This is a genomic window from Paractinoplanes globisporus DSM 43857, assembly GCF_000379645.1.
Classification (GTDB): Bacteria; Actinomycetota; Actinomycetes; order Mycobacteriales; family Micromonosporaceae; genus Actinoplanes; species Actinoplanes globisporus.
In genome coordinates this window covers 92,782-105,258 of record NZ_KB903294.1, presented here as the reverse complement: position 1 = coordinate 105,258, position 12,477 = coordinate 92,782, and the positions used below count along the sequence as shown (strand labels likewise).

Below are 12,477 nucleotides of genomic sequence, written 5' to 3'. Positions count from 1 at the left end.
GGAAGAACGGGACCATGGAACCGGACCGCGACCACCGACCCGCTGGTCACGCGCCGGCTTGCCGGTGCCACCAGCGCGGGCGGCGCGGCCGGGCGGACCTCCAGCGTCGTGACCACGCCGCGATGATCCGTCGGGTACGGCGTCACGTCGTGCTCGCCCACCACGCGGGAGTCGAGAGTGCGCGACGGCCCGGCCGGCCAGCGCACCGGATAGCGCACCTCGGGCCGGGCCTTCGCGACGGCCGGGGTCCAGTCCAGCGGCGACGGGCTGTTGAAGTCGCCGGTCAGCACCACCGGGAGGCCCTGGGCGGCCAGCGCCGGCAGCGTGCGGGCGAGGTCCCGGACGGCCGGTTGCCGTACCGACCGCTCGATCTGCCGCAGCGTCCGCGAACCCGGTCTCTGCCGCATTCGCCCGACCGCCGCCGGAACCAGTGATGAACAGCTAGAGATGGGCGGCGGCGATCTGGCGGTCGTAGCGCTTCATGAAACGCACGCCGTCGCGGGCCGGGCGGAAACCCTGGTCGGCCAGCGCGGCCATCCGGGTGCGCCAGAAGACCCAGCGGGGGACGCTGAAACCGGGCGCGGCCACGCCCGCCGCGACCGCCAGCTCGCCCAGGCGGGAGACGTACGTGCGGCCGTGCAGGGTGGCGGCGAGCAGAGGTGGCCCGGCGTGGTGGAACCACTCGACGGCGGCCGGCACCTGCGCGGCCGGGTCAGCGAATGTCTCCAGCGCGCTGCCGATCGTCAGCAGGCCGAGCCGGAGGAAGTCGGCCACGTCCGGGGTCAGCCGGGCCGCGAACGCGTTCAGCCGGGTCCACGCCTCGCCCGCGGGCGGCTCGTCCCACGCCGCCTGCATCGCGGCGCCGAACAGCGGCAGCTCGGGCAGATGGCGCCGCACCCCGGCGACCAGTGGAACCAGCCGCTCGTCGGCCGACGCCACCACGGTCTGCCAGGCCGCCCACAGGATGCTCTCGGCCTTGTCCGGCCCCGCCTCCGCGACCGGGGCGACGAACGCCGCGACATCCCGGGACGCGACCACCGCCGGGTAGTAGGCGAGGGCCTCCTCATAGTTCATGTCGTCGATTCTTCCCGAGCGATCGTGGCGCGGCGGCCGCGCGTCGACGCACCACCCACGCGACGGCCGGTACCAGCAGCACCGCCGGGATGAGCAGGCCCAGCGTCATCGCGTGCGACCGCGACCGCGACCCCGGCCCCGTCGTGGCGGCGATCCAGTCGCCGAGCTGGTCGGTGCGCGCCGCGAAGTCGGGGCCCGGGTGCGGGCACTCCGGCCCGGTGCTCACGACCGCCACCAGGGTCGGCACCCCGGTCCGGGACTCGGTGAAGTAGGGCCCGCCGGAGTCGTACCGGCACGCGCTCGTGTCGGCTCGCGGCTTGCGGCCCGAGACGTCGAGCAGCGTGTCCCGCACCTGTGCCACCACGAACACCCCGGTGCGCGGGGCGGACGAGCCCGAGTCGTCGCCGGTCAGGCCGTAGCCGATCAGCCGCAGCAGGTCGCCGGCCTTCGGCGGGGCGTCCCCGAGCCGGATCGGCGTGACCGCGGTGATCGGTGTGGCCAGCTCGGCCAGGGCTACGTCGTGGTCGGGCGCCTGGTACGCGCGGACGACGTCGGCCGAGTGCCCGCCCCCGGTCACCGCGGTCGTGTGCTCGGCCACCGTCCGGCTCACCCGCTTGCCGTCCGTGTCCCGGAAGCAGTGTCCGGCCGTGATGACCCAGCGTGGGGCGATGAGGGCCCCCGAGCACCAGCTGTCGCGGTCCCCGCCATCGCCCGTCGGGATGCCGGTCATGGTCAGCTTCGTGGCGAACGCGTACTTGCCGGCCGGGACGCGGTCGCCGTGCGCGATCGCGTGAGCCGGGCGCGCCGGCACGGCCACCATAGCGGCGACCGCCAGCGCGATGACGAGGTAGTTTCGGGACACGACGACTCATGCTGGGCGTCCGGCCGTCGGGCGAGCGTCAGCGGCCCGTTTACGGAACCTTTATCCGCGCCGTGCGAGCCTGGCGATCCCGGGGACGGAGTGGAGGACGACGCGTGCGGGTGTTGCTGGCCGACGACGAGCGGATGCTCGCCGACACGGTCGCCGGTGGCCTGCGGCAGCTGGCGATGGCCGTCGACGTGGTCTACGACGGCGACAGCGCCCTCGAGCGGCTCGGCGTGAACCGCTACGACGTGGCCGTCCTCGACCGCGACATGCCCGGCCGCACCGGCGACGAGGTCTGCCGCCGCATCGTCGACTCCGGCGCGACCACCCGGGTGCTGCTGCTGACCGCCGCCGCCGGCATCCGCGACCGGGTCGAGGGCCTCGGCCTGGGCGCCGACGACTACCTGACCAAGCCGTTCGCGTTCGCCGAGCTCGTCGCCCGGTTACAGGCTCTTTCCCGGCGTACGGCCCCGGCCCTGCCGCCGGTGCTGGAGCGCGACGGCGTCACGCTCGACACCACCCGGCACACGGCCGCCCGCGACGGCCTGGTGCTCTCGCTCTCGCCCAAGGAGTTCGCCGTCCTCGAGGTGCTGCTGCGCGCCGGCGGCCAGGTGGTCAGCGCCGAGGACCTGCTCGAGCAGGCGTGGGACGAGCACGCCGACCCGTTCACCAACTCGGTCCGGGTGACGATCATGACGTTGCGCCGCAAGCTCGGCGACCCGCCGGTGATCCACACCGTGCCCCGCGTCGGTTACCGGCTGGGCCCATGACCAACCGCTCCCCGGCCCGCCGGATGCTGCTGGTCTGCGGCCTCCTGCTGCTGGCCACCCTGTTCGTCCCGCGCGCCGCCGACGAGGTGCTCAACCTGTGGTCGGATTTCGTGCCGACGCCGTGCACCCCGAGGGACCTGAGCCCCTCCTATTTCTGCGTCCAGGTGTACCGCCACCCCAGCGTCGTGCCGCTCTTCGGCCGCACGCTCGTGCTCCTGGCCATCCTGGCCATCTGCGTGGCGGCGATCCGCTGGTGCCTCGCGCCGATCCGCGACCTGATCCCGGTCATCGCCGACGTCGGCCCGCAGAACCTCGGCCACCGGCTGCGCCCCGGCGACGGCCGCGGCGAGCTCGCCGACCTGGGACGCACGATCGACGACATGATGGACCGCATCGCGGTCGGCTACGAGGCACAGCGCCGGTTCGCCGCCGATGCCTCGCACGAGTTGCGCACCCCGCTCGCGACCCAGCGGGCGCTCATCGAGATCGGCATGGCCCGCGACCTCAACGCCGACCAGATCGAGCTGCTGGCCGCGCAGCTGCTGGAGACCAACCAGCGCAATGAGCGGCTCATCGAGGGCCTGCTCGTGCTCAGCGAGAGCGACCGCGGCCTGGTCTCCCGCGCGCCGGTACGCCTCGACGAGGTCACCGGCGCCGTGCTGGAGGCGCACCTGCCGCGGGCCGAGGAGGCCGGGGTCACCGTCACCAGCACGCTGAGCCCCCGGGTGGTGATCGGCGAGCAGGTGCTGCTCGAGCGCCTGGTCACCAATCTCGTGCAGAACGCGATCAAGTACAACCGCAAGGGCGGGACGATCGACGTGCGGGTCGGCGGCAGCCCGGCCCTGACCGTGGTGAACACCGGCGACGACGTGCCGCCCGAGGAGGTCGCCGGCCTGTTCGAGCCGTTCCACCGGCTGTCCGGCGTCCGCATCGACCACAGCGGCGGCGCCGGCCTGGGCCTGTCGATCGCCCGCTCGATCACCCGCGCCCACGGCGGCACGATCGCCGCCCACTCCACCGGTCACGACGGCCTGCGGGTGCAGGTGTCCTTCCCGGACGCGAGCCTGACGTAACCCTTACCCCGCGCTTACACGAGGGGCCTAGCGTGTCCCGGCATGACGGACCGACGTGTGGTTGCGCATGTTCTGCGGCGGTTGACGTTCGGGCCGACGGCGGCCGAGGTCGACGCGGCGGCGCGGGACGGCCTGCCCGCCACCGTGGACCGCATCCTCGCCCCGGCCCCGACAGTCACCCCGCCGTCGTTCCCCACGCCCGACCGTAAGGACCGGCAGGCCGTACAGGACCAGGTGTCAGATGGTCTGGCCTGGTGGTTGGGGCAAATGGTCATACACGGCGGCTCGGCCGCCGAGAAGCTGACGTTCTTCTGGCACGGCCACTTCGCCACCAGCGTCCAGAAGGTGCGCTCGGCGGGCCTCATGCTCAACCAGCAGAAGACTTTCCGCCGGTACGGCCCGGGGCCGACCGGCCCGTTTGTCCGGGCGATGCTGCGCGACCCGGCGCTCATCATCTGGCTCGACGGGCAGAAGAACACCCGCAAGGCGCCGAACGAGAACCTGGCCCGCGAGGTGATGGAGCTGTTCACACTCGGTGTCGGCCACTACACCGAGGACGACGTCAAGGCGGCGGCCCGCGTGCTCACCGGCTGGCAGGTCGACCGGGCCGCCGGGACCAGCCGGCTCGACCCGAGGCGGCACGCCACCGGCCCGGTCACCCTGCTCGGGCGCACCGGCCCGCTCGACGTGGACGGCTTCGCCGACCTGCTGACCCGGCACGCGGCCCACGTGCCGTTCCTGGCCGGGCGGGTCTGGCTGCGCTACGGCGGCGACACTCCGATGCCGGACTCGCTGACGGCGGCCGGCAACGACGTCCCGGCCATGCTGCGCGCGCTGGCCCTCGACCCGGCCTTCCCGCAGACCGCCGGTCACCTGGTGAAGCAGCCGATCGAGTGGGTCGTCGGCGCGGTGCGGCAGCTCGGCATCGACCCGGCCAAGGGTCGCAAGCAGCTGCTCGCCGGGCTGCGCGGGCTCGGCCAGCTGCCGTTGCGCCCGCCGAGCGTGGGCGGCTGGCCGGCCGGGGAGGCGTGGCTGACCACCGCCGCGGCCCAGGCCCGGCTGCGCACCGGCCAGGCGCTGACCGCCCTCGCGCCCGCGGCCGTGCAACACCTCGCTTCCTCCGTACCGCAAGAAAGGCTGGAGGCCCTCGCGGCGATGCTCGCCGTCGATGGCTGGACCGACCGGACGGCCGCGGTTCTCACGCCGGCGGCCAAGGATCCGCGGCGGCTGCTCGCAATCGGCCTGGCCACCCCCGAATACACCGTGCAGTGAGGAGACAGCACCCATGGACGCCATCACCCGCCGCCGGTTCCTCGTCGCGAGCGGCGTCGCGGCCGGCGGCCTGATCGCCGCGGGCGGCGCCGCCTACGGCCTCACCGACATCTTCGCCACCGCCGGCGACCGCGACCCCGCCGCCCGCACCCTCGTGCTGGTCACGCTCTACGGCGGCAACGACGGACTCAACACCCTCATCCCGTACGCGGATCCGGCCTACACGAAAGCACGGCCGGCCCTCGCCTACGACGCGGGCCACGTGTTGCGGCTGGACGACGCGTTCGGGCTCAACCCGGCCATGACCGGCCTGCACCAGCTCTACCAGGACGGGCGGCTCGCGGTTGTGCGCGGCGTCGGCTATCCGAAGCCCGACCGCAGCCACTTCCGCTCGATGGACATCTGGCAGACCGGCCGACCCGATCACCCCGAGACCACCGGTTGGCTCGGCCGCTGGCTCGACGCGTCCGGCGGCGACCCGCGCCTCGCGGTCTCGTTCGAGCCGGTGCTGCCGCCGCTGCTGGCCGGCGCACACAGTGCGGGCGCGACCGTCCCCGGCGGCGAGGTGAAGCTTCCGGCCACCGTCACCACCGCCCAGCTGACCGCCCTGGGCAAGGTGGATCCCGCCGAACCGGCCGCCCGGCAGCGTGCCGCCACCTGCTTCGCCGACCTGACCCGCATCCAGGACCTGATGGCCGACGTGGCCGCGGCCGGCGGCACCGACGCCGACGACGAGCCGGCCGCCACCGCCACCGGCGGCGCCACCCAGCCGCTCGAACAGCAGCTCGCGCTGGTCGCCCGGTGCGTCGAGGCCGGCGCGGCCACCCGGGTCTACTCGGTCTCGCTCGGCGGCTTCGACCTGCACGCCGACGAGAAGGCCGCCCAGGAGTCGCAACTGACCAAACTGGACAAGCCTCTCGCCGCGTTCGCGGGCCGGATGTCGCGGACCGAGGCCGGCCGCAACGTGGTCGTCGCCGTCTACTCCGAGTTCGGCCGGCGGGTCACCGCGAACGCCTCCGACGGCACCGACCACGGCACCGCCTCATCCATGTTCCTGCTCGGCGCGGGCGTCAAGGGCGGCATGTACGGCGACCCGCCCAGCCTCACCGATCTCGACCAGGGCGACCTCAAGTACACGACCGACTTCCGCGACGTCTACGCCACGCTGCTCGGCGACGTGCTCGGCGCCGACCCCGCCCGGATCCTCAACGGCTGGACGGGAGGGCTCACTTCGTCCCCGCTGACCCGTCGCTGATCAGCATCTGCGGGTGCCGGACGAGGAACTCGCGGAGGTTGTCGTCGGCCGTGGCCTTGAACAGGTCCAGGGTGTCCCCGTTGAGGGTCTCGGCCTTGCCGTCCGAGGTCGGCGCGAACGTGCCGCCGTTGGTCTTGACCGGGATCAGGTCGGCGGCGGCGATGCTCTTCAGGCCGAAGATGAAGTCCTGGACGCCGACGCCGTGGGTGTCCATCTTGAGCGAGCTGCCGGCGGCCTTGAGGATGGCCGAGACCTTGGCCGGATTGGTCAGCGTGCCGGCGCTGCTCGCCTTCTTGGCCATGGCCCGCAGCAGCTGCTGCTGGTGGCGCTGCCGGTCGTAGTCGCCGTTGGCCGAGTGCCGGATGCGGGAGAACTCGAGCGCCTCCCACGGGGCCATGTTGCGGCAGCCCTTCTTGAACCACAGCGCGTTGCGCGGCGGGTTCTCCGGGTTGGCACCCTCGGCGTACTTCACCTTGCCGTCGACGATGATGTAGTGGCTTGACCAGGAATCCTTGTCGACGCACATGTAGACGCCGCCCATGGCCTCGAGGATGCCCTTGAAGCCGTCGAAGTCGATGACCACGACCCCGTCGAAGTCGATCCCGGTGATCTCGTGCACGGTCTTGGTGGCCAGTTTCGCGCCGCCGGTCCAGCCCCGCTTGTTCTCCGACCCCAGGGCGTACGCCCCATTGATCTTGTCCCGGGTCGCGTTGGTGCCCAGCGAGCTGTCGGCCGGGATGTCCACCTCGGCATCGCGCGGGATCGAGATCATGTACGCCTGGTCGTGCGCCTTCGAGATGTGCAGGATGATCATCGTGTCGGAGCGGGAGGTCTGGCCCTTCTGCTCCCAGCCCTGCCGGGTGTCGAGGCCGAGCATCAGGAAGTTCATCGCGCCGTCGGGCAGCTTGCCGCCGGTCGACGCGGCACTGCCGCCGCCGCTCTCGCCGTCCAGCACGCTCGAGGTCGTCTGGATGTTGTCGGTGAGCTGGCCCATGAAGTACTTCACGCCGACGATGCCGGTCAGGCTGAACAACGCGAGAACCGCACCGAACGTGGTGACCGCTTTAGCCCAGAAAGGCGCCTTCTGCTTCTTGCCTTTGAGGGCGGGGACCTTGCCGTTGGGGCGGGCGGTCTGACCCGGCATGCGTCGTCTCCTCCAGACACGAGCGTTGTTCACCGCCCCAAGACTGGGGCTGCCCGCGCCGGGCACGCACATCGCAGAGAAACAGATATATCTTCACGTTGCGATAGTCAATCGGCCGTTGGGACGTAACGCCCCGGTTGTGACCGCTTGTGATCTTTTGGTTCCGGAACGGGACCTTATTGACTCGGCTCGATTCGATAAGTGACTATCCGGTAGGTATCCCCAACCCGGCGAAACTCACGTAAGGGTCACCGACGTATGCGCCGAACCCGTCCCACCGCCCGGATCGTCCTCGCCTCCGCCGTCGCCGCGGTCCTCATTGTGGTCCCCGCCACACCCGCCTTCGCCGACCCGCCGCACAACCTCCCGCAGAACGCCGGCGGCTACGAGCAATCCTTCTCCCCGGCCTACGACTACGACACCGACGGCTGCTACGCCGTGCCCGCCATCGGCCCCGACGGGACGCTCAACGGCGGCCTCAAGACCAGCGGCGCGGTAAACGGCAGCTGCCGCGACCAGTCGGACCTCGACAACTCGCAGACCTACGCCCGCTCGAAGTGCAACAACGGCTGGTGCGCGATCGTGTACGCCAGCTACTTCGAGAAGGACCAGGCCGTCGCGGGCAGCGGCCTCGGCGGCCACCGGCACGACTGGGAGCACGTCATCTCCTGGGTCAACCAGTCGTCCAACCAGGTCGACTACGTGACCACCACGCAGCACAGCTCGCAGGTGACCTACGCCCGCTCGGCGGTCCGCTTCGACGGCAGCCACCCGAAGGTCGTCTACCACAAGGACGGCGCGTCGACGCACTTCTTCCGGCTCGCCAACGCCAACGACGAGCCGCCGGAGAACCACTACCACAACTGGCGCTACCCGCCGCTTGTCGACTGGAACGGCTGGCCCACCATCGAGCTGCGCGACAAGCTGATGGCGGCTGACTTCGGCTCGGCCACCATCAAGATCAAGGACGGCTCGTTCGAGTACCTGCTCAACGCCTCCAAGCCGGCCGGGATCCCCTTCGACCCGTACGCGTAGGAACTCTCACTCGCAGAGGGCCGGCGGCGATGTGCCGCCGGCCCGATCGGCCGGCACGACCAGCGCGCAGAGCGAGCGCACCGCCTCGGCCGGGTCGAGCCGCCAGATGCCGACCGTCCAGTCGTTGAGCCCCGCGATCAGCGTCTTCCCGTCCGTGGTGAAGCGGATCTGACCCCAGTTGTTGCTGTTCCCGCGCACCTCGGCCACCTCGGCGCCGGTCGCGGGATCCGAGAGCAGGATCAGGCCGTCGGTGGTGTCGGTCGCGGTCGCCAGCAGCGAGCCGTCCGGCGACCAGACCACCCGGGTGACCGGCGACGGTTGCCCGCCGACATCGCGCAGCGGCCGGAGACCGTCCACCTTGAACAGTCGCGCGGTGTTGTCCGCCGCGATCGCGAACGTCGTGGAGTCGGGACTCACCGTGATCTCGTCGAGCGGGACGCCGGGCAGCTCGCGCGAGTCGGCGAGCGTCAGGTCCGCCGCCCGGAACCGCCAGATGGCGCCGTCCTGCTTCGCGGTCAGAGCGTTCGTCCTGCCGTTGGACGTGACCAGCAGAGACTTCCCATCGGGGGTGAAGGCCGGCTGCATCGCGAGCGCTCCGGGGAGCTTCAGCTCCGCGATCTGCCGGTACGTCCGGGTGTCCCACACGACCACATCGGGGTCGTCCTCGTCGAGCACGTCCTTTCTCGGCCCCGTGACCGAGCGGAGCGGGTTGGTGACGACCGCCAGACGCGTGCCGTCGGGGGAGAACGCGAGGTTACCGGGGTAGAGCCCGGCCGGGAGGCGCAGCGTCGCGCGCGGACGCTGCTGCCGGTCGTAGACCAGGACCCGGCCGCCCTGCGCGAAAGCGGCGGCAAGCGACCCGTCCGGCCCGTAGGCGAGGCCGAGCGGCCCGTCGTCGGCGTCGACCGGGATCGTCGCGTGCAGCGCGCCGGTCCGCGGATCCCACACCCGGATCGCCGGGTCCTTCGACCCGGTGGCGAGCCAGCCGCCGGCCGGGTCGACCGCGAGGTGCCCGATCGCCTGAGAGTGGGGGAGGGCCGACCCGTTGATCCGCATGAGCGTGGGCGGGTCCTGCGCACCGGCCGTGACGAGCGTCCGGCCGTCGGCGGAGAGGGCGAGGTCGTTCGCCGCGCCGTTCATCATGCCGAGGCCGACCCGCGCGCCGCCTACGGTCAGCCGGAGCGTCTCGCCGGTTGTCCAGCTTGCGATCAGTACGGTCCCGTCCGGCGTCACGGCGAGATTCTTACGGCCGGGCGCGGGCCGGGGCAGTGAGCCGGCCGGGTCGGTCAGGTTCACCGGCTTCCACCCTGTCCCGGCCGGCCGCGCCTGCACCGGGCTGTCGTCGTCGATCCCGGTGCTGTAGACGGTGTCCGCGGCGTCGAAGCCCGCCGTGCACCGGCCCGGGAGACGGGTCTGCACCGCGCCGCCGGGCAGGCGCAGCACCGACCCGCCGAGCGGACCGCAGGAGGCGAGGTACTTTCCGTCGGCGCTGACCACGACATCGCTCCCGGCCGGATCCGGCACCGGCAGCTCGGTCAGGCGACGGCCGTCCGCGGCCGACCACTCGCCGAGCACCGGCGTGGATGAGTCGAACCGCGCGGCCAGCAGCGCCGACGAGTCGGGCAGCCAGCCCACCCCGCCGTACGCCTTGAGCCGGAACCGCATCCTGCCGGTCGCCACGTCCCAGACCGCCACGCCCTCGGGGTCGAGCGAGCCCGACGCCAGCGACCGGCCGTCGGGGGAGAAGGCCAGCCAATGCAGCAGCTTGTTGCCGGTCTCGTGGCGCAGCGCCGGGCCGGTCGGGCGCAGCGTCGCGGCGTCCCACAGCTGGATCTCGCCGTCCAGGTACCCGACCGCCACCCGGCGGCCGTCGGCGCTCATCGCCACCGTCTCGGCGCCGGTGCGGGTGCCGAGACGGCCGAGCAGCTGGGTCTGCTGGGCGTAGAGCAGGGCGCTGCGGGCCTCGATCGTGGGTGACTCCGCCCACGACCGCAGCGCCTTGTCCACCGACGACAGCGGGTCGGACCAGTGCTCGGTACGGGCCTCGGCGGCGTGCTGGCGGGAGGCGGCGAGCAGGCCGTTGGCCCGGGCCTCGCGGCCCCGCTCGACCGCGACCAGCCCGCCGCCGACCGCGAGCAGCAGCGCGACGCCGAGCCCGGCCACCAGGCGTCGCAGCCGCCGGGTGGTGCGCCGCTCGGTCCGCTCGCGCTGCTCGGCCGCCGCGGCCGAGGCGGCCAGGAAGCGGCGCGGGGTCTCCGGCAGGTCCGTGGCGTACTCGCGGACGGCGGCCAGGCGGGCGCCGCGATAGAGAGCGTCCGGATCCTCGCCGGCCGCCTGCCATTCCCGCGCCGCCTGGGCCAGGCGCTGGCGGAGCAGGATCTCCTCGCGGGCGTCGGCCAGCCAGCCCGCCAGGCGGGGCCAGCCGTCGAGCAGCGCCTCGTGGCTGATCTGGACGGTGTCCTCGCCCGCCGTCACCAGGCGCTCGGCGATCAGCGGGCGCAGCACGGCCATGTTCACGTCGGCGAACGCGGCCCGGCGGCGCACGGCGAGCCCGTCGACCACCGTGACCAGACTGAGCAGCTCGGCGCGCAGCGCTTGCCGGCCGGGTTCGTCCAGGGTGGCGTACACCCGCTCGGCGCTGGCGGCGACGGCCCGGCGGATGCCGCCGGTCGCCCGGTAGCCGGTCACCGTGAGGGTGTCGCCCTCGCGGCGCTCCCAGGTGGCGCGCAGCGCGTGGGCGAGCAGTGGCAGGGCGCCCGGCTCGTAGTCGCGCAGCAGCACCTCGACCAGCCCGGGCTCGACGGTCAGGCCGGCGTCGCCTGCCGGCGCGGCGATCGCCCGGCGCAGTTCGTCCTCGTCGAGCGGCCCGACGACCACCTGGCCGGTGCCGAGCAGAGCGGCCATCCCGGGGAGCTCCGTGCACTGCGGATAGAAGTCGGCGCGGACCGCGACGATGAGCAGCGCGTCCGGCACCGCGGCGAGCGCGTCCACGAAGGACGCTCGCTCGGCCGGGTCGGGGCACTGCGTGAACAGTTCCTCGAACTGGTCGACGAGGATGACCTGTCGTCCGCCGTGTACCAGCGCCGCGCGCAACGTGGCCAGCGGCGTCGCGCCCGGCGTGATGAGGACCCAGGGCCAGGCGCCGCTGCCGTCGCCGAGTCCGTCGGCCGCGACCAGGGGCAGCAGGCCCGCCCTGAGCAGCGACGACTTGCCGGCGCCGGACGCGCCCACGACGACCAGCGGCGGCCCGCCGAGCAGGTGCTCGTCGAGGCGGCCGAGCAGGGTCCGGACGAGTCGCTCGCGGCCGTGGAAGAAGGGCGCGTCGCCGATGTCGAAGCTCGCCAGGCCGGGGTACGGCGGGATGCCTCGGGTTGGCGGGCCGGGCTCCGCGGCGGGCGCCGGCGCCGGTTGCAGGGACCGGATCAGCGAGGTGGTGGCGGCGAGGGCGCCGAGCACCCGGGTCGTGTCCCGGCGTTGCTCCTCGACCTGGCGGTTGAGGCCGAGCCGGATCTCGTCGAGCACCCGCCGGGTGTCGGCGGCGAGCACCTGGAGGCTCTCGAACGCGGTCGCGATCTGCTGCCGGCTCTGCTCGTCGGCCGCCAGCAGGGCCGTCTCGACCGCGCCGATCGCGTGCAGCAGCGCGGTCAGCTCGTCGCGCAGGCCGGTGTCGCCGGTCTCGAGCCGGGCGAGCAGCTCGCCGGCGATCTCGTCACGCCAGTCCCGGTCGCCGGTCTCGAGGCGGGCGGCGGTGGTGGCCAGCGCGTCGGCGAGGAAGTTGCTGCCCATCCCGCCGAGCTGGTTGAGGGCGGCCGCGTAGTCGGCCGGGGCGCCCAGCGCCGCGCCGGCGATCGGGGCGACCGCCGATGCGGAGAGGAAGGCGAGGATCGCGTACGGGGTGGCGCGGCGCATACCGGTGCCCGTCGCGCGGACCCAGGACCGGATGCCGGACCGTGCCCGCTCGGCGGGGGAGGGCGTCGCGCTCATCGACG

9 protein-coding genes are annotated in these 12,477 nt (G+C 73.0%); 5 read left to right on the top strand and 4 right to left on the bottom strand.

What is annotated here, in order from left to right; genetic code table 11:
* Positions 1–441: 441 nt before the first annotated feature.
* Together A3CQ_RS63520 and A3CQ_RS0100415 are read right to left on the bottom strand one after the other, a co-directional pair.
* Positions 442–1,074 (bottom strand): DUF3632 domain-containing protein, encoded by a 633-nt coding sequence (locus A3CQ_RS63520; RefSeq protein ID WP_020508927.1) that lies wholly within the window; start codon positions 1,072–1,074, stop codon positions 442–444.
* Positions 1,064–1,936, bottom strand: coding sequence for a S1 family peptidase (locus A3CQ_RS0100415; RefSeq protein ID WP_020508926.1), 873 nt, complete (start codon positions 1,934–1,936; stop codon positions 1,064–1,066). The genes A3CQ_RS63520 and A3CQ_RS0100415 overlap by 11 nt, the downstream gene beginning before the upstream one ends.
* A gap of 113 nt (positions 1,937–2,049) precedes the next feature.
* Here A3CQ_RS0100415 and A3CQ_RS0100410 point away from each other — a divergent pair, with 113 nt between their 5' ends.
* From A3CQ_RS0100410 to A3CQ_RS0100395, 4 genes are read left to right on the top strand one after another with little or no spacing between them, the layout of a single operon-like run.
* Positions 2,050–2,709: a response regulator transcription factor gene (locus tag A3CQ_RS0100410; RefSeq protein WP_020508925.1), complete on the top strand. Its 660-nt coding sequence runs from the start codon at positions 2,050–2,052 to the stop codon at positions 2,707–2,709.
* Positions 2,706–3,782 carry a sensor histidine kinase gene (locus A3CQ_RS0100405; RefSeq protein ID WP_020508924.1) on the top strand — a complete coding sequence of 359 codons (1,077 nt, stop codon included), beginning with the start codon at positions 2,706–2,708 and terminating at the stop codon, positions 3,780–3,782. The genes A3CQ_RS0100410 and A3CQ_RS0100405 overlap by 4 nt, the downstream gene beginning before the upstream one ends.
* A gap of 42 nt (positions 3,783–3,824) precedes the next feature.
* A complete protein-coding gene (locus A3CQ_RS0100400; RefSeq protein ID WP_040431216.1) occupies positions 3,825–5,054 on the top strand; it encodes a DUF1800 domain-containing protein in 1,230 nt (409 codons plus the stop codon).
* 13 nt (positions 5,055–5,067) lie between these two features.
* Positions 5,068–6,309: a DUF1501 domain-containing protein gene (locus A3CQ_RS0100395; RefSeq protein ID WP_020508922.1), complete on the top strand. Its 1,242-nt coding sequence runs from the start codon at positions 5,068–5,070 to the stop codon at positions 6,307–6,309.
* Here A3CQ_RS0100395 and A3CQ_RS50890 read toward each other — a convergent pair.
* Entirely contained in the window at positions 6,281–7,453 is a 1,173-nt protein-coding gene (locus A3CQ_RS50890; RefSeq protein WP_020508921.1) for an LCP family protein, read from the bottom strand. The two genes, A3CQ_RS0100395 and A3CQ_RS50890, sit on opposite strands and share 29 nt — an antisense overlap.
* A 258-nt stretch (positions 7,454–7,711) precedes the next feature.
* Here A3CQ_RS50890 and A3CQ_RS0100385 point away from each other — a divergent pair, with 258 nt between their 5' ends.
* Complete coding sequence (locus A3CQ_RS0100385; RefSeq protein ID WP_020508920.1) at positions 7,712–8,488, top strand: NPP1 family protein; 777 nt, start codon at positions 7,712–7,714, stop codon at positions 8,486–8,488.
* A 6-nt stretch (positions 8,489–8,494) separates the two neighbouring features.
* On the opposite strand, the gene A3CQ_RS56920 is transcribed toward A3CQ_RS0100385, so the two are convergent.
* Positions 8,495–12,472 carry an nSTAND1 domain-containing NTPase gene (locus A3CQ_RS56920; RefSeq protein ID WP_020508919.1) on the bottom strand — a complete coding sequence of 1,326 codons (3,978 nt, stop codon included), beginning with the start codon at positions 12,470–12,472 and terminating at the stop codon, positions 8,495–8,497.
* Between the last annotated feature and the right edge of the window lie 5 nt (positions 12,473–12,477).

Coding starts and splice junctions, on each gene's coding strand:
- A3CQ_RS0100385 (WP_020508920.1), top strand. CDS start 7,712: ATGCGCCGAACCCGTCCCACCGCCCGGATCGTCCTCGCCTCCGCCGTC.
- A3CQ_RS63520 (WP_020508927.1), bottom strand. CDS start 1,074: ATGAACTATGAGGAGGCCCTCGCCTACTACCCGGCGGTGGTCGCGTCC.
- A3CQ_RS0100400 (WP_040431216.1), top strand. CDS start 3,825: ATGACGGACCGACGTGTGGTTGCGCATGTTCTGCGGCGGTTGACGTTC.
- A3CQ_RS56920 (WP_020508919.1), bottom strand. CDS start 12,472: ATGAGCGCGACGCCCTCCCCCGCCGAGCGGGCACGGTCCGGCATCCGG.
- A3CQ_RS0100405 (WP_020508924.1), top strand. CDS start 2,706: ATGACCAACCGCTCCCCGGCCCGCCGGATGCTGCTGGTCTGCGGCCTC.
- A3CQ_RS50890 (WP_020508921.1), bottom strand. CDS start 7,453: ATGCCGGGTCAGACCGCCCGCCCCAACGGCAAGGTCCCCGCCCTCAAA.
- A3CQ_RS0100395 (WP_020508922.1), top strand. CDS start 5,068: ATGGACGCCATCACCCGCCGCCGGTTCCTCGTCGCGAGCGGCGTCGCG.